Below are 17,348 nucleotides of genomic sequence, written 5' to 3' on the forward strand. Positions count from 1 at the left end.
AAGAAATACTACCAATTACCCAGAAATGAGAGATATCCGGAGCATGGCCACTTCCATGACCACAGACGAACCCCCAAGTAGCCACTTGTCCAGCAAGTCCCGATCCAGTGAAAAAAACTGGTTGGAAAAACTGTTCAGCGCTTTTTCTGCTGAACCCAAATCCCGCGATGAGTTACTGGACATCATCAAAGACGCGGCTGAAAACCAGCTGGTGGACGCGGAAGCGCTGTCCATCATTGAAGGCGCACTGGATGTCTCCACCCAGCAGGTGCGGGAAATTATGATTCCCCGCTCTCAGATGGTTGTGGTGGGCCTGCGGGACAATCCCGAAACCTTTTTGCCCAAAATTATCGAATCCGGCCACTCGCGATTCCCGGTAGTCGGTGAAAGTATCGACGATATCCGCGGAATACTGCTCGCCAAGGATCTGCTCCCCCTGCTCCTCAAGGGTGTCGGTGAATTTCAGCTCGAGGATATCATCCGCCCGGCCAATATCATTCCAGAAAGCAAGCGCCTGAACATTCTGCTGCGGGAATTTCGTGAAAACCGCTACCATATGGCCGTCGTTATCGACGAGTATGGTGGCGTCTCCGGCGTTGTTACCATTGAAGATATTCTCGAAGAGATTGTCGGGGAAATTGAAGACGAGACCGACGAGGAGGAAGTGGATAGCTTTATCCGCCGGGTGGGTGACAATGACTATATCGTCAAAGCACTCACCCCTATCGAGGAATTCAATGCGTTTTTTGAATGTGCCTTCAGTGATGAAGAATTTGACACGATTGGTGGTCTAATCATGCAATCTTTCGGCCACCTCCCCGGGCGCGATGAGGTGACTCGCCTCGGGGACTTTATGTTCCGCGTGCTCTATGCAGACAACCGGCAGATTCACCTGTTGCGCGTGGCCCATATACGCAAGCCGCCGGAAGAGGACAGTTGACAGAGGGCGCCCTAAAAACCCGCAGCCGGCACGCAGATTGATAGCGCGCCGGCCGATGGCCCAGGTGTTTGAATAACTGGGCACACTGGCCAACAGGACACCGAACACGCGAATCTATGCGCAGATTACTTTTTCCTCTCGCCAGCGCTGGCGCCGGCGGGCTGATGACACTCTCCTTTGCCCCGTTCAACTACTGGATGTGCGGCCTGCTGTCCCTAGCCCTGCTGGCCTGGCTGTACTTGCTGGCCTCTGGGGAGCAAACTCTGCGCGGACGCAGCGCCCTGTGGCTGGCATTCTGCTACGGCCTGGGGCTGTTCGCCAGCGGCGGCTCTTGGGTCTACATCTCGATTACCAACTTCGGCAACGCCTCTGTTCCCCTTGGGGTCGCGCTTACCGGAGGGTTTGTCGCCTTGATGGCGTTGCTACTGGCCACCCCGTTCTATTTTGTCGGCCGTTTTACCGATAACCGGTTCAGCTTTGCCCTGGCCTTTGCCGCCCTCTGGTTTATCAGCGAATGGTTCCGCAGCTGGATATTGACCGGCTTCCCCTGGTTGTTTGCCGGCTACGCCCATTTGGATACCTGGCTGTCTGGCTGGGCTCCGGTACTGAGCGTCTACGGCATTGGCCTGTTGCTGGCGTTTGGCGCGGCTGTGCTCGCCCTGGTGGTCAGCGGCCGCCTGGTGCCACTCAATCAGCGCGGCCATATTGCCTTGATTATCACGGCACTTCTGCCCTGGCCCGCAGGCGCCCTGCTTTCCCATATGGTGTGGACCCACGCCGAGGGTGGGATCATCACTGTGGGGCTGGTGCAGGCCAATATTCCCCAGGAGAAAAAGTGGTTGCCGGAATTCCGCGGAGAGACCATAAGCCGCTACCAAGATGGTACCCGCACCCTCAGCAGCCAGGATGTGGATGTGATCATCTGGCCGGAGGCCGCCCTGCCGATGCTGTACAGGCAGGCCCCCAACCTGATGCAGGCGCTGCAGCGCAATGCGGAAACATCCCAAATCGACCTGATCAGCGGCATCCTCTACGATAGACGCGACCCCAACAATAATGGCCGAGTTGTGCATAATTCGGCCGCAGTGTTCGGCCAGAGTCCCGGTGTCTACCACAAGCGGCATCTGGTTCCCTTTGGCGAATACGTCCCCCTGGAGGAGTTGATCCGAGGCACCATCGAGTTTTTCGACCTGCCCACTTCCTTTATCCGCTCCGGCCCCGACGAGCAGCGCCCGCTGAACGCAGCGGGCGTCAGCTGGGCGCCGCTCATCTGTTACGAGATCGTCTACCCACGCCTGGTGGCGAACAGCGCACTATCGGCCCAGGTACTTCTCACGATCAGCAATGACGCCTGGTTCGGGAAATCCATCGGCCCGCTGCAGCACCTGCAAATGGCGCAAATGCGCGCGCTGGAAACCGGCCGCTATATGGTCCGCAGTACCAATACCGGCATGACTGCCATCGTGGACCCCCAGGGACACATCCTGAAACAACTGCCCCAGTTTGAACAAGTCAATTTGACAGGCGATATCCGTGCGATGCGGGGAGCCACCCCCTTTATGCTTGCCGGTATCTCCATCGTATTTGCTCTGGCCCTACCCATGCTGGCTCTGGCAGTCATTCTGCGCCGAAGAGGCAGTACCCAAGCCAAGGCACCTGCCACCGGCGAAGTCACCGGCCCGCAAACCTTCCGCAAAAAGTGCCCCGGCAACCCCGCGGGCACACCCCAAGCCCAGCCCGGGCCCCGCCATGATTGAAGATGACTGCTATGCTGCAAGCACTTTACCAGTGAAACTGCGGCAGGGGCGCCCTACCTATGCATTGTTTAATCAGTGGCGGCACCGGCCTGATCGGCAGGCTCTTTTGCCAGCGGTGGCTGGCCCGCGGAGGCAGTCTCACCGTACTGAGCAGGCAGCTGGATAAAGTGCGCGCACTGTGTGGAGAGTCTGTGGATGCCTGTAAGGAGCCGGAAGAGGTCGAGCGACCGGTAGACGTCGTGGTGAACCTGGCGGGAGAGCCTATCTCCCGTCGCTGGACCGAGAGGCGCCGCGCAGAGATCCGCAATTCACGTCTGAAAACCACAGAGAAACTGGTGCGCTGGACGCTCGTGCAAAGAGCGCGCCCCGGTTACTTCCTGTCCGGGTCGGCTATTGGCTACTATGGGGACCGCGGTGGAGATTTGCTCAAGGAAGACAGCCCTCCCGGAGGGGGTTTTGCCGCGCAGTTGTGCCGGGATTGGGAAGCTGCAACCCTGCCCCTTCAACAGGCGGGTATCTGTGTCGGCATTATGCGCACGGCTGTTGTACTCTCCAACCGCGGTGGTGCCCTGCCACAGATGCTGCCGGCATTCCGGCTTGGGCTTGGGGGCCCCATGGGCTCTGGCGAACATTGGATGAGCTGGATTCACGAAGAGGATGAAGTGGGGCTGATGCTACACGCTATCGACCAGCATCTGTGCCTGCCATTTAATGCGAGTGCACCAGAGGCGGTCACCAACAACAGCTTTGCCCGCCTCCTGGCCAAGCAGTTGCATCGGCCAGCTATGATGCGCGCACCCGCCTGGCTGCTGAATATCCTGTTTGGGGAAATGGCACAGGAGCTGCTACTGACGAGCGAGCGGGTAGAACCGCGCGCAGCACTCGACAGCGGTTATACCTTCCACTTTCCCACCCTCGTGCAGGCCCTTGCAGATCTGGTCAATGGGGGCAGCGCCACCAGTGGGGCACGGGCCTGAAAGTGCCACCAGACCATAGGCACAAAACGTCTCAGGCCGCAGCCATGGCGCTCTCCAATGCCTCCGCCAAATAGCGGCAAGCCGATTCGCTGGTCACCCGCTCAAGGTGGCACTCCATCGGTGCAGATCCAACCCACCGGGCATGCCAGCGATACCATTGGGATTCTTCCGCACCCTTACGCAGCTCTATAAATTCCACTTGGGCGGGGTCAATACGAAACTCTCGCACTATTTGCCCGGCAAATGTCTCAAAGTTCTTGCTTAGCTGGGCACCAACCTCCGTACCAGCATAGAGAAATAACAGGGTTCGGCCATCCTGCCTCACTTGCCTGAAACCAATCCAAACCGCTTGGTTTAATCGGTTGTGCAATTGGATGGGCGTAAAAGAAATCGGGATGCCCTTCATCTTAGGTTTATCTCGCTTATTGTTATGGTTGTCTCCCACCGCCGTTACGCCTATTGGTAACCCCGGTAGTCAAACCGATCTTCCATGTTCTGTTTGATGCCGCCGCCCCGGAAGCACGCGTGTAACCTGAGTCCAACTGTAGGTATTTCAAGGGTTCGGCCTGCGATGCCATTCATCCTAAGTCTGTCACCACAAGTGATCAAATCACAGTCTTATCCGGCATCCGGCGGCCCCTCCCCTCTTAACCAGTAGGCCTCTGAAATGCCTTTATGTTAAAAGTTCCTCAGCAGGGGTGAATCGGCGGCAGCGATCTCCAGCGATACCATACCTGTGCCAATACCTCCCGCCAGTAGATCTGCGCTTGAAGCATCGCTACCGCACCGGGTGCCCAGCGCAATACGCCGCTCTGTGACTGCGGTAACAACTCCGCTACACTGCCTACCGGCAGCGGCTGCACCTGCAGGCCAGCGCGGGTAAACACTTCTGCTGCGCGGGGCATATGCCACCAGTGGGTTACCAGGACAATACTTTCCACACCGGCGCTGCGCAATATCGCCGCGCTGTGCACGGCATTCTCCGCAGTTGTACGGCTGCAATCGTCGCGCCAACTGACCTGCCGCAACAGTTTCCCCTCCAGTAAGGCTTCCATCATCTGTGACTCTGCCAACCGCTCATTCTTATAGATCCTGCCACCGGAGACCAGTAGCGGCAGGTGATCCGGCGCTTTTTGTGCCGCCCACAGCACCCTTTCGAGACTTGTTGCCGACAGGCGCTCATTGCCAGACGCCGGGTCACGGTAGCGCCCACCACCGAGAATAACGACTGCCTGGGGGGAGATACCGGCCATTTCCGGAGCTGTGCCCAATTGCTTTCCAAGCCAGGCAGAAAACGCGGGTGTGGCACTCACCCAGAGAGCAGCGAAAGAAATAACGGCCAATGGCAGTGCCAAACGCGCTAACAGGGGACCGAAAGGCAGGGAGTGCAGTAGAAATGCCAACAGCAATCCCAACAGAGGCGCCAGTGGCGGCATCAAAAGGTTAGCCATAACTGGATAAAATTCGATCAATACTCAAGACCACCTTCAATCTGGCGGAAGCAGCCATATCCACAGCGGTGGCAAGGGGTGATCTGGGTATGCTCCGGGGGCAGCACACGGTAACCACAACCCAAGCACTGCAGTTCCTCATCGGCACCCACATATTCCCCAGCCAGGGCCCAGGGCTTCCCCTCTTTGATACAACGCATCAGGTTGGGCCAGGCGGTTTCGGTTGGATCTGCCGCATCCAGCAGCCAATTGCCGCCACGCTCCTCAAGGGTACGCAACTCCCCCCCGAGGCCGCGCAGATAATCCCCCGCCCGGTGCAGATCATCCTTTAACCAGGCACGCAGGAAGGCGACTTTATTGGCCGTGAGATCCTCAACGGCCAGCTCTCCCTCCACCAGATTCTCCAGATCCTGGCGCAACTCGTCGACCAGATCTGCCTTCGGTGGTAACTTCGGTTCCTTCGTCACAATATCCCTCCTATAATTCCGCGTTTACACATCCTAATGGATGCTCCGGGGACGGGACTTGATCGCAATCACCCCCCCTGAAATACCGGTCAGTAGCCGTACCCGTTGGAGCACTGAACGGTTTCCCGTAAATTTAGATCACAGAGTATAGGTCTCGAATCCATGCAAGAGCAGTACAATCCCTCTGCTGTCGAAGCTTCCGCCCAGGCATTCTGGGAGGCACAAAAGAGCTTCGAGGTTAAGGAAAACACCGACAGGGAAAAGTTCTACTGCCTGTCCATGTTCCCGTATCCCAGTGGCAAACTCCATATGGGGCATGTGCGCAACTACACCATTACCGATGTGATTTCCCGTTACCATCGCATGCAGGGTAAAAATGTCCTGCATCCTATGGGCTGGGACGCCTTTGGCCTGCCCGCTGAAAACGCGGCAATCCAGCACAAGACCGCTCCGGCCAAGTGGACCTATACCAATATCGACTACATGAAGGGACAGCTGAAAGCCCTCGGCTTCGGCTTTGACTGGTCCCGCGAGCTAGCCACCTGCCAGCCTTCCTACTACCGGTGGGAACAGTGGTTTTTCACCCGATTATACGAGAAAGGCCTGGTTTACAAGAAGAATGCCGCCGTCAACTGGTGCCCGCACGACCAGACGGTGCTGGCCAATGAGCAGGTGGAGGACGGGGCCTGCTGGCGTTGCGGCACTGCAGTTGAGCGCCGCGAACTGTCACAGTGGTTTATCAAGATTACCGACTATGCGGAGGAATTGCTCAGCGACCTGGACAAACTGCCAGACTGGCCCGAACAGGTACGTACCATGCAGCGCAACTGGATCGGCAAGAGTCGCGGTGTGGAACTGAGCTTCGCCCTGCCTGAGACCGTGGCTGGTATGGACCACTTCGACGTCTACACCACCCGTCCGGACACCCTCATGGGTGTCACCTATCTCTCCCTGGCCGCCGAACATCCCATCGCCCTGGCGCTGGCGCAAAGCAACCCGGGACTGAACGCATTTATTGCCGAGTGCAAAAGGCAGTCCCTGTCCGAGGCCGATATAGCCACCATGGACAAAAAAGGCATGGACACCGGACTGAAGGCCATTCATCCCATCAGTGGTCAAGAGGTGTCCGTATGGGTGGCCAACTATGTATTGATGGAGTACGGTTCTGGCGCCGTCATGGCGGTGCCCGCACACGATCAACGCGACTGGGAATTTGCGCATAAATACCGACTGCCTCTGGTACAGGTTGTAGAACCCACCGATGGCCGGGTCGTCGATCTGGACAGGGAGGCCTTTACCGAAAAAGGCAGGCTGGTGAATTCCGGCTGTTTTGACGGGCTGGACTTTGAAGGGGCCTTGAGTGCGATCTCCGAGGCACTGATCGCCACCGGCAGGGGCCGCGTAACCACCAACTACCGCCTGCGCGACTGGGGCGTGTCCCGCCAGCGCTACTGGGGCGCACCCATCCCCATGTATAACCTGGCCAACGGCAATGAAATCCCGGTGCCTGCGCAAAAACTGCCCATTTTACTGCCAGAAGAGGTGACGCTGGACGGGGTCCGGTCCCCCATCAAGGCCGATCCCGAGTGGCGTAAGGACGAACTTAACGGCGTCCCGGTTGAACGGGAAACCGACACCTTCGACACTTTTATGGAATCCAGCTGGTACTACGCCCGCCACACCTGCCCGGACTTTGAACAGGGTATGCTCGACCCCGATCGCGCCAACTACTGGCTGCCTGTCGACCAGTATGTCGGCGGTATCGAACATGCCATTTTGCACCTGCTCTATGCGCGTTTCTTCCACAAGCTGATGCGCGACGAGGGCCTGCTCAACAGCGACGAGCCTTTTAAGCAGCTGCTTTGTCAGGGGATGGTGTTGGCGGAGTCCTTCTACAAGGAGGAAAATGGTCACAAGACCTGGATCAACCCCTCCGATGTGGATGTCGAACGCGATGAGAAGGGCAAACCGATCAAAGCCATTGAACGCGCCACCGGTAAGGCGGTTATCTCAGGCGGCGTGATAAAGATGTCCAAGTCCAAAAACAACGGCGTAGACCCCCACGCCGCTGTAGAACAGTATGGCGCGGACACGGTGCGCCTGTTCACCATGTTCGCGGCACCGCCGGAACAAACGTTCGAGTGGCACAACGCCGGTGTCGAGGGGGCCAGCCGTTTCCTGCGCAAATTGTGGAAGACGGTGTATGCCCATGTTACAGCCGGCGCCAGTCAGACCGAATTTGACCGACAGGCCTTGAATGACAGACAGCAGCAGTTGCGCCGCAAAACACACGAAACCATCCAGAAAGTGGGCGATGACTACGGCCGCCGCCAGACTTTCAACACGGCCGTTGCGGCAGTGATGGAACTGCTCAATGCGGTGGGCAAACTGGCCGAGCGGGACAGCGAGCAGGGGCTCGCCGTTGAGCGCGAAGCTCTGCAGGCCGCCGTACTGTTACTGGCTCCGATTACCCCCCACATCTGTCACCAATTGTGGCAAACCCTGGGAAACACCAACGACCTGATTGATACTCCCTGGCCCGAGGTGGATAAACAGGCCCTGGTACGCTCAACCATCACTCTCGTGGTACAAGTCAATGGCAAGGTGCGCGCAAAACTGGACGCACCGGCAGATGCGGATAACAAGGCCCTGGAAAAACTCGCTCTGGCCGACAACAAGGTGCAGAAATTTCTTGGGGAAGCCACTGTGCGCAAAGTGGTCGTGATACCGGGTAAACTGGTCAATATCGTCGCAAAATAAAATTGCAATCAAAGCCGGACGCACAGCGCGTTCGGTTCCCTTTGGCAAAAGTTCTGATCGACCGATTCAATCAGGTGGTTTATGAAAAAAATCGCACGCCGAATTATTACCCTGGTGTTTGCCTTTTCAGTTATCAGTTGTGGCTGGCACCTGCGCGGCGCACCCAAGAATTTCCCTCCGGGCAGTACTATTTATATATTCAGCGAGAATCCGCGCAGTGATATCGCAGAGGAACTGAGCCGCCTGCTGCATAATAGTGGTGTGGCTATTGCGCCATCGCCCATGGACGCGGACTATGTACTGACCATTCACACAGAAACCGAGCGCAAGCTCACTGTCGCTGTAGACTCAGAGGGCCGCGCATCTGAGTATGAGCTGATTACCAGCGCTGTTTACAGTATTCGTACTGGCAGTGGGGAGACTCTGTTGAATAAGGCCCAGGCGGACGTCTACCGCGCCCTGGTGTGGGATGTCTCGGAGATCGTCAGCAAGGGCGAGGAGGAACGCTTGCTGCGCGCGGAGATGCGCCGGGAACTGATCGGCCGAATAATCGACCGGTTGCGCCGCATAGATGCCAATGCGCCCTTAGAAGACAAAAGCTACTAGGCGTTGCTGCTCCAATGCGTATCCCACCCCATCAGCTGCAACCACACCTCGGCAAGGGGCTTGCCCCGGTCTATATTATTTCCGGTGACGAGCCGCTTCAGGTGCAAGAGTGCTGCGACCAAGTGCGCGCTGCGGCAAAAGCACACGGCTTTAGTGAGCGTGAACTTCTGCACGCAGAGCACAATTTCGACTGGGGATTACTACTCGCCTCTGCGGGCAATATGTCCCTTTTTGCGGAAAAAAAACTGATCGAGGTACGCGTGCCCAGCGGTAAGCCAGGAGACAAAGGCAGCAAGGCCCTGCGGGAATTTGCCAAACGCACCCGCCAGGATTTGATACTGCTGATCGTGCTCCCCAAGCTGGATAGATCCCAACAAAATAGCAAGTGGGTCAAGGCCCTGGAGAAGGACGGGGTACTTGTTCAGGTCTGGCCGGTGAGTGCCGGGGAAATGCCCCGTTGGATCAACCAGCGACTGAGCACAGCCGGGCTGAGCGCGGAACCGGAGGCAATACAGATTCTCGCTGAACGGGTTGAGGGCAACCTGCTTGCCGCGAGCCAGGAGGTGGAGAAGCTGAAGCTTTTGAATTCCGATGAACGCATTACCGTCGAGCGGTTGGCACATAGTATCACCAGCTCTGCCCGGTACAGCGTGTTCGACCTGATAGATAGAGCCCTGGCTGGAGAGGCTGAAAAATCCATTAAAACCTTAGAAGGGCTGCGAACGGAAGGTATAGAGCCCCCGGTTGTACTCTGGGCACTGGCCAGGGAAATACGCTCACTGCTGGACATTGGGGATAAACTTGCGCAGGGCCAACCCCTGGGACGCCTGGTACGCATCCAAAAACGCCAACCGCTTGTACAGTCCGCTCTTTCGCGCCTGAGTCCCCGGCAACTGGAAACCCTGCTTCTACGCGCGCGCGCTATTGACACTGCAATCAAGGGTGGGGCCGCACACCAGTCTCCCTGGACTGGCCTGCTGGAACTCACTCTGAATCTATGTGGTTATCACTGCTTGTGACCGCTGACACTTATCATACTATGGCCCCAGGCCGTGGACTTGCATGATAGAGGGTACCTGCCAAAAGCGGTTTATTGTAGATCTCAACAACAGGTAACCCCTCCCCTGCACAGGGAGGGGTTGATGATTACCAGATAGCTGACACTATTAGTTTTGTACAATAGTGGCCAGGTTGTTGGTACCAGTCTGATGCACGTTGGCCATGTTGAAACCATTTGACTGGTCCACGAAAGCAGCGTTGTCATTGCCGGATTGACCGAGATGTGCGCTTTGTTCAAAGCCATTCTGGGAGACAACAATCAGGTTGTCAGCACCCAGGTCCTGGTGGATTTCAGCCAGGTTCAGCTCGCCCACTTGATCAATATCCACGGTATTGGAACCACCTTCACTGAACCCAAGTGCAGTGTTACTGTTTCCGGACTGATCGATCGTGACGATGTTCATATCGCCATTCTGGGAGAACCCGGTCATATTGCCATCACCCACTTGAACCAGCGTGGCTGTGTTATTGTTCCCAAACTGGTTCATATCGCCAGAATTGAAACTGTCAAACTGAGTAACGGTGGCAGCATTGTCAGCGCCCACCTGGTAGGTCACACTGGCGTTGTCGCTACCACCCTGAGCGATAGTGGCCAGGTTGTTAACACCAACCTGGGCCAGATCCTGATAGTGGAAATCCCCGGTCTGTAGCAAATTTGCGGTGTTCTCAGCGCCTTCCTGATAGACGATTCCCACGTTTCCATCACCTATCTGACCGCCATTGAATCCATCTGAAGACGCATACCGGGTGCTGTTCCACACACCATTGCCATCCCCGGTCTGGGTGCTGGTGAAGAAGTTCGCATCCCCTTCCTGATGCAGAGCGGACATATTGTCATTGCCCTCTTGCAACATATCGACATAGTTAAAGTTGGACTGGCTGTACTGGTCAATATACAGTGTGTTCTCGCTGCCCATCTGTCCCGCATAGGCAGTATTCCCTGAGCCCTCCCACTGATGCAGAATGCTCCTATTGCCTTCACCCTCTTGATAGCTAGAGGCTTCAGAGCCCTCCTGCATCCACTGGTCGGTTTCCGACCAATTGCGATTGCCGATTTGTGTCTGATCAATATAGTTGCCGTCAGCAAAAGACTGGTAGGCGCTTGCCCGATTGTCATTGCCTTCCTGCCACTGGTAAGTGGCGTTATTTGTAGACTGGTCCAACTGGGTTATATTTGCCCCATTGTCATTGCCAGACTGTATTTGATCTCCGACGTTACCATCGGCTAGAACTTGGCCGGCACCGGCAAGCAGGGCTATCGCGGCAGCAAGTGATAGTTTTTTCATGGATGTTTCTTCCTCTAATTTAACTGAAAATACAAACGAAAATAACACAGCACATTAGTCATACTGCACTATTTGCACTGCGTGGTTGTCACCAAACTGCGCGACAAATCCAAATAAACCATTCCCATTTTGGATAATATTTGCAGAATTTCTCTGACCAACCTGATCGATCAGTGCGATATTACCCGTACCATATTGAATAGCTGCCGCCTGGTTATAGCCACCAAACTGGGATATGGCCGCATAGTTCACATCACCAGTTTGCTGAATGACTGTTTCATTGGAATAACCTTCCTGCATCAGGATTGCCTGATTAAATTGGCCAGACTGGGAGATTTCCGCTGAGTTATAGTCGCCAATCTGGGCTATCTGAACCAACTGCCCTTTAATCGGATCATCCCTAAGTAAAAGAAGATCCAATGCGCCCTGGCCGGATAGCAACTCATCGTGGTGGTCCAGATCATCCGCCCAGACACTGGGCAAAGAAAACAGGAATAGAAACACAGAAAAGGCAATCGCATTGCTAGCGCTCATGCAGAACCCCAAAAAGATAAAGAAACACACCGCCATAGGTCCGCCAACTGTGTCACTATAAAAACAATGGAGAGAGAAATAAATCGGAAGAAAGCGTATTTCTTGTATCCTTATTACAGAAAAAATACGACTTTTGTATGAGTATTTGTGAATTTAAGAGTGAAGTTTTCAGACCTATGAAAAACAGCATCTCTTGTTAAAGTGCAACAACACCTATTGAAAAAATTAATCATAAAAGTTCAGCGATTAGGAAATATCGGCTAATGGATTTTATCAATACAGACAATAGGAATAAAATAAAAGTAAAACCATACCAACCAACAACCCGGTAAGTTGTAGGCTTGTTGATTTATAATACCTTTATCGGAGTTTCAGCATACTCACTCAATACAGAAGCCGGATATTCCCTACTATCCTGTAATGCCCAAAGGTTGGAATTTACTCCCTGGGAGATCAGGTGTATTACTGCTGCCTCAATAGCAGACAACACACAGAGCTGTGCAGGGTCATTGGTTGTCGTCCCGGCCTCAATCTCCAGTAGCCGCTTGTACTCTACGAACTGATAGACATCACCCTGTATCTGACGTGACAAGATTTTTTTACTAGTGAGAACACTACTGAGAACCCTGCCACTGCGCACATCCACCGCGCGTAGATTGACGGTAACCTCATCCACGCGATATTGCTGCGAAATACCTATACCAAAATATCGAATGCCTGCACCTCCGGTTTTAATGTTTGTTTCATAGGCAACAATGCCACCCTCAAGCATTATGTTTGCCGACATAAGAGATGGCAGTTCAAAAGGTGGAATGTTACCCTGCTCCTTTATGGCTGCACGAATTATTTTTCTTTCAGTCAGTAGGTTTTGGAGCCCCTCCCTTTCCAGGGTTACAAACCAGCCAGATTCATTCAGAACCTGCACCAGCATCGCAGCTGCCCCCTGTGTAACCGCTGTTGAGAACGAACTGGCTGGAGCCGGCCTGTACTGGCCTGTCAGATCGCTAAAACCATACACCGCAACAACTATCTTTCCTCTTGGAGAAGGTAAGCTCAGTAAGTCCACGAAGGTACTCATCCTGTCAGTCAGGGTTGCTTTCTGCTTTCCAGGACCGAATAGGGCCTCGCCGGTTTTTTGAAAAAAACTACAACCACCAATAAAAAAAATCAAGACAACAAAAATAGTTCTCAACAACATCATCGCTGCCCTTAAAAAATACAAAAGCGCCATCCGCTGACAAAAACATGCTAATTTCCAGGATCCAGGCCGACAACCACGATCTCGGAAACCTCCCCTGTAACAGCATCAGTAATGGTTATGGTCAGAGTGCCATCCACGTCGACAATATTAACGATAAAATCATCTGTAACCAAAGTGCCATCATTACCGTTTCCCACATCGGTAAGCAACTGTGACAGCAGTCTGGATTCTAAAGTATCTGTAAACCTGTCCAAAGAAGAAATACCCGAAAATGGTGAATTATCGGCCTTTGGGTCCCTCTTACTATTTTGTGCGCTTGCATTATTCAACAGATAGTTGCCATTTAACGGATTCCCGCCAAAAGAGGGATTTACTGGTGTGTAAATCAGCTCTGTAGCCGAACCACTACATGGTAAAACTGAACAAAAGGCGACGACAAACAAATTCCATTTTCTCATCAGATCTCTTCTCCTGCCAAATCCAGATTTTGAGAGAATAATTCCTGTAATTTTTGCTGCCGCACATTATTGTCAATCTGCGTAGCTGCACTCTCTATAACCTCCGCAAGCCTTCTTCGCCCAGGATATATTATTGTTTTAAATACCTGTTTATTCTCATAGGTAACCCAGACTACGCTCCCCCATCTGGCAGAAGGTCTCTCATGAACAGTCAGATTATATTCAAATTCGGATAATGTTGCCGACAGGTAAAGAGAGAGGGAGCGAGAAAATTCATGGCCTATACCACTTACAGTGTCATCGATAACCAACCCTGTCAGCAGAGAATCCTCTGCTTCCAGATCCTCCAAATCCTGGGAAAACCCACTCAAAGCAAGTAAAGAAAAAATAATTACCATGAACAGGATCTTAAAGATACGAAAATCATTAATCATATTATAAATTCTGACTGGCCCAACCACTTGCTTCCAATCGATTTTTACAACCAATTTTTCGATATATTTTATAAAGATGGCTCTTGACAGTATGCTCACTGACACACAATGCTTCCGCGATATTTGCATTGGTATGACAATCACAAATAAGCTGTAATATTTGTCGTTCTCTTCGTGTCAAATTGTAAGTCTTACCAGACCATTTTTTTGGTTTTCTGTGTTGCCTCAAAAAGTTATGCAGCACATCTCTTGGAAACCAGTATTCACCAGAAAATATTCTTTTCAACCTTTCCAGTATGATTTTAGGCTCACTTTCCGAGGGCATTAGCCCCAGAACTCTTTCCCAATAAAGCACAAAACCCATATCCTCCGTCTGGCCGATATTAATCAGTACAATATTGGGAGGCTCCGCCACCTCGTGCACTTCCCGCAACAACTGATCGAGATCTGCGAGCGTTAGATCCGCACAATCCAGAATAAGATAATCGGCACCCGCCTCCCTAAAGGCATCAACTTCCGAATGACGAAATATGACACACCTGATATTAAATTCATCCTCTATTTTTCCAGTAAAAATAGAAGTTTGAATGTTAATACAGGAAGTTAAGAAAACGACGGAAGGTCGATTTTCTCCCGCTTTTGCAGTAATGACTTTAAGGCGCGCATAATCCTTATGCAAATTCATCTGGGATTCCCCAATGTGCAGTCCTATTACGATATTTATTATTTACCTTGCCAATTCTTCTTGATACTTCTCGGTCATCTTACAGTGTGAGCTAAATCTATTCGATCAAACACTTTCCTGCAACAGGAAGTAACTTGCAGACTAAAATTTCAATCTTAAGTGTGTTCATCTCCATTGTGCAAGTTATTTATTAATACCAAGGTATTACCATAGGTAGAACAAGAAACTAACAAGTATTTTTTGTCATTTATTTCCTCATACATCGTGCACTAGGAATTGATCAGAGTATTTCATGTAAATATCAGTATGACCGAGCTAATAATAAAAAAAAATCACTTAATGAAAGTCAAGCAACTAGTGGGTGAAATTTGTTTTATATCCTTAAACTGTCTTAAATTGAATGTCGATGGAGAAAGAGAAAACCGAGCATATAGATATATCTGATACAGCCTTTCACAACAGAGATTAAAACAGATCAGAAAGGCAAGCTTGGCGCACACAATACTATTCAAAAACAATCAATTAAAATTAGATAAAGAAGGTATATAAAGAGAATTAGTGTATTAAAATGACGCCATGAATAGGGGTATCAAATAGTTATGATCGGATTGTCAAAATTTCTGGATCAACTGTTGATAATCCTATAGCGATTGGAAGGTGATTCGGCTATGCTTTTCCCGATTTTCAGGATGAATCCAGCTTCCCGAGTGCTAACCAGTCGGTTGGTACCAGTTCAGAACCTTCACCAGGCTTGAGGGCATCCTGAGCTACCTGGCCGGAAGGATACAATATCCAGGAGACTACGTCATTACCCTGCAAAACCAACAGCCCTCAACTCTCAACATAACCTTTCGCTAAATTAAGGTCCATTTGGTTACTTATTAAACACAAGATCCATTATGCTGCAGGGCGTTTTACCCGTTATGGGGGCACTAATAGGTTGGCCAGATTCCTCTCCATCTATCGATGTCTACAGAGACTGAAGTTATGATCGATCACTCTCACCCAACTGCGCACACTGTCACTCACCAGGTTTACAATCAGGTGCCACCCCTTTGTGGGCATAATCTGTACGCGGGTGACCCGGCGTTACAGGAGGCAGTACACACCAATAAAGGACGCTGGGCCGAATCCGACTTACACCGTTACGGAGAAATCTGCGGCCGGCCGGAAATGATTGAGCGCGGGTACGCTGCCAATGAATTTAGACCCCTATTCGAAAGCCATGATCGCATCGGAAACCGTATTGACCTAGTGCGCTACCATCCCTCTTACCATCAATTGATGCAACTGGCGTTTTCGGAAGGGCTGCACAGTACGCCTTGGACTGATGCCGGCCCCGGTGCCAACGTGGTACGGGCGGCAAAGAACTACCTCCAAAGTCAGCTGGAGGCCGGCCACGGATGCCCGGTAACGATGACTTTTGCCTCTATACCGACCATTCAGCTAAATCCTGAAATTGCTCAGGAGTGGGTCCCCAAGATTCTCAACAGGGGATACGATAGCAGTAACCGCCCCTATTTTGACAAGCCATCATTGACAATTGGCATGGGTATGACGGAGAAACAGGGAGGCTCGGATGTGCGCGCCAACACAACCACCGCAATTCCAATGGGGGATGGCAGTTATGAACTCATTGGCCACAAATGGTTTATGTCTGCCCCCATGTGTGATGCCTTTCTGATCCTTGCACAGGCCCCCGGAGGACTGTCCTGCTTTCTGGTTCCGCGCTGGCGACCGGATGGCAGTAAAAATCCACTGGAAATACAGCGTTTGAAGATCAAAGCGGGCAATGTGTCAAATGCCTCTTCGGAGGTGGAGATACGGGGCGCATTTGGATGGCTACTGGGAGAGGAAGGGCGCGGCGTCAATGCCATCATCAAAATGGTGGCAATTACCCGATTTGACTGTATGACCGGATCCTCGGGAGGCCAGCGACAAGCGGTGGTGCAGGCAGTGTATCACGCCTCCAAACGAAAAGTCTTTGGTCAGACATTGATCGACCAGCCTCTTATGAAAAACGTCCTCGCCGACTTGCAGCTCGAAGTCGAGGGATCTGTTGCCTTGACAATGCGGATAGCCAAAGCAATGGATCACGAGGAGGTAGAGCATGAAAAAATGCTGCTGCGATTGGGCGCTGCGGTGGGGAAATACTGGGTATGCAAACGCAGCCCCCATCATGCTTATGAGGCAATGGAATGTCTGGGAGGCAATGGGGTTATCGAGAATTTTATCACCGCGCGACTCTATCGGGATGCTCCTATTAATGCCATTTGGGAGGGTTCAGGCAATATCCAGGCTTTGGATGTCCTGCGTGCAATCACTAAAACGCCTGCCGTGGTGAACCATTGGCTCGACGAGATGGAGGAAAGCCTCAGCGTGGATGCAAGGCTGGATAAGGCGATCAAAAATCTACGAAATGAGCTTGCAGATCTGGACCGGTTTGAATACCGGGCACGACATATTGTTGACCAGATGGCCATTACCATGCAGGCACACCTTCTAATCCAGGGTGGTAATGAGGCGGTCAGCAATGCCTTCATAGAATCCCGGCTGGAAAGTAACGGCGTGCGCAGTACCGGTAGCCTTTCGAAAGGGATTGATATAGAGACACTACTGATTCGCGCAAACCCACTGATGGTATAAATCACCTTCTAGTAAATATCCACCGGCAAAGCCGGTGGCTTTAATCGTGAACCGCTCAAAGCGGTCTGTACGGAACTAACGTTCCTT

The 17,348-nt window shown here is 52.5% G+C and carries 16 protein-coding genes; 7 read left to right on the top strand and 9 right to left on the bottom strand.

The genetic code is table 11. The features are described from left to right. Positions 1-55 precede the first annotated feature (55 nt). From Q1A48_RS04870 to Q1A48_RS04880, 3 genes are all read left to right on the top strand, one after another. Positions 56-940 carry a transporter associated domain-containing protein gene (locus tag Q1A48_RS04870; RefSeq protein WP_299942030.1) on the top strand — a complete coding sequence of 295 codons (885 nt, stop codon included), beginning with the start codon at positions 56-58 and terminating at the stop codon, positions 938-940. Between the two features lie 116 nt (positions 941-1,056). Then, entirely contained in the window at positions 1,057-2,697 is a 1,641-nt protein-coding gene (gene lnt, locus Q1A48_RS04875) for an apolipoprotein N-acyltransferase (RefSeq protein ID WP_299941980.1), read from the top strand. Positions 2,698-2,756: 59 nt separating this feature from the next. Further along, on the top strand, positions 2,757-3,674 hold the full coding sequence (locus tag Q1A48_RS04880) for a TIGR01777 family oxidoreductase (RefSeq protein ID WP_299941982.1): 918 nt from the start codon (positions 2,757-2,759) through the stop codon (positions 3,672-3,674). A gap of 31 nt (positions 3,675-3,705) precedes the next feature. Here the strand turns inward: Q1A48_RS04880 and Q1A48_RS04885 are convergent, their stop codons facing one another. From Q1A48_RS04885 to Q1A48_RS04895, 3 genes are all read right to left on the bottom strand, one after another. Beyond that, the gene (locus tag Q1A48_RS04885) at positions 3,706-3,999 is read right to left on the bottom strand and encodes a hypothetical protein (protein ID WP_299941984.1); all 294 of its coding nucleotides are present in this window, start codon (positions 3,997-3,999) and stop codon (positions 3,706-3,708) included. Between the two features lie 364 nt (positions 4,000-4,363). Next, on the bottom strand, positions 4,364-5,125 hold the full coding sequence (locus Q1A48_RS04890; RefSeq protein ID WP_299941986.1) for a YdcF family protein: 762 nt from the start codon (positions 5,123-5,125) through the stop codon (positions 4,364-4,366). 17 nt (positions 5,126-5,142) lie between these two features. Further along, entirely contained in the window at positions 5,143-5,592 is a 450-nt protein-coding gene (locus Q1A48_RS04895; RefSeq protein WP_299941989.1) for a hypothetical protein, read from the bottom strand. A gap of 162 nt (positions 5,593-5,754) precedes the next feature. Between Q1A48_RS04895 and leuS the strand changes: the two genes are divergently transcribed. The 3 genes from leuS to holA all read left to right on the top strand — a co-directional run bounded on the left by leuS (position 5,755) and on the right by holA (position 9,977). Continuing rightward, positions 5,755-8,352: a leucine--tRNA ligase gene (leuS, locus tag Q1A48_RS04900; RefSeq protein WP_299941991.1), complete on the top strand. Its 2,598-nt coding sequence runs from the start codon at positions 5,755-5,757 to the stop codon at positions 8,350-8,352. 81 nt (positions 8,353-8,433) lie between these two features. Next, positions 8,434-8,958 carry an LPS assembly lipoprotein LptE gene (gene lptE / locus Q1A48_RS04905; protein WP_299941998.1) on the top strand — a complete coding sequence of 175 codons (525 nt, stop codon included), beginning with the start codon at positions 8,434-8,436 and terminating at the stop codon, positions 8,956-8,958. Between the two features lie 14 nt (positions 8,959-8,972). Beyond that, positions 8,973-9,977 (top strand): DNA polymerase III subunit delta, encoded by a 1,005-nt coding sequence (gene holA, locus Q1A48_RS04910; protein WP_299942000.1) that lies wholly within the window; start codon positions 8,973-8,975, stop codon positions 9,975-9,977. A 147-nt stretch (positions 9,978-10,124) separates the two neighbouring features. Here the strand turns inward: holA and Q1A48_RS04915 are convergent, their stop codons facing one another. From Q1A48_RS04915 to Q1A48_RS04940, 6 genes are all read right to left on the bottom strand, one after another. After that, positions 10,125-11,303: a hypothetical protein gene (locus tag Q1A48_RS04915; protein ID WP_299942003.1), complete on the bottom strand. Its 1,179-nt coding sequence runs from the start codon at positions 11,301-11,303 to the stop codon at positions 10,125-10,127. Positions 11,304-11,357: 54 nt separating this feature from the next. Then, positions 11,358-11,837 (bottom strand): hypothetical protein, encoded by a 480-nt coding sequence (locus Q1A48_RS04920; protein WP_299942006.1) that lies wholly within the window; start codon positions 11,835-11,837, stop codon positions 11,358-11,360. A 349-nt stretch (positions 11,838-12,186) separates the two neighbouring features. Next, positions 12,187-13,068, bottom strand: coding sequence for a CsgG/HfaB family protein (locus Q1A48_RS04925; RefSeq protein ID WP_299942009.1), 882 nt, complete (start codon positions 13,066-13,068; stop codon positions 12,187-12,189). Between the two features lie 17 nt (positions 13,069-13,085). Next, the gene (locus tag Q1A48_RS04930; RefSeq protein ID WP_299942012.1) at positions 13,086-13,496 is read right to left on the bottom strand and encodes a curli assembly protein CsgF; all 411 of its coding nucleotides are present in this window, start codon (positions 13,494-13,496) and stop codon (positions 13,086-13,088) included. Beyond that, positions 13,496-13,930, bottom strand: a complete 435-nt coding sequence (locus Q1A48_RS04935) for a CsgE family curli-type amyloid fiber assembly protein (RefSeq protein WP_299942015.1) — start codon at positions 13,928-13,930, stop codon at positions 13,496-13,498. Before Q1A48_RS04935 ends, Q1A48_RS04930 begins: the two co-directional genes overlap by 1 nt. Before the next feature lies 1 nt (position 13,931). Next, a complete protein-coding gene (locus tag Q1A48_RS04940; RefSeq protein ID WP_299942018.1) occupies positions 13,932-14,615 on the bottom strand; it encodes a response regulator transcription factor in 684 nt (227 codons plus the stop codon). 987 nt (positions 14,616-15,602) lie between these two features. Between Q1A48_RS04940 and Q1A48_RS04945 the strand changes: the two genes are divergently transcribed. Next, positions 15,603-17,261: an acyl-CoA dehydrogenase family protein gene (locus Q1A48_RS04945; RefSeq protein ID WP_299942020.1), complete on the top strand. Its 1,659-nt coding sequence runs from the start codon at positions 15,603-15,605 to the stop codon at positions 17,259-17,261. Positions 17,262-17,348: the final 87 nt, after the last annotated feature.

Origin of the sequence: uncultured Microbulbifer sp. (genome assembly GCF_947489355.1) — a bacterium.
Classification (GTDB): Bacteria; Pseudomonadota; Gammaproteobacteria; order Pseudomonadales; family Cellvibrionaceae; genus Microbulbifer.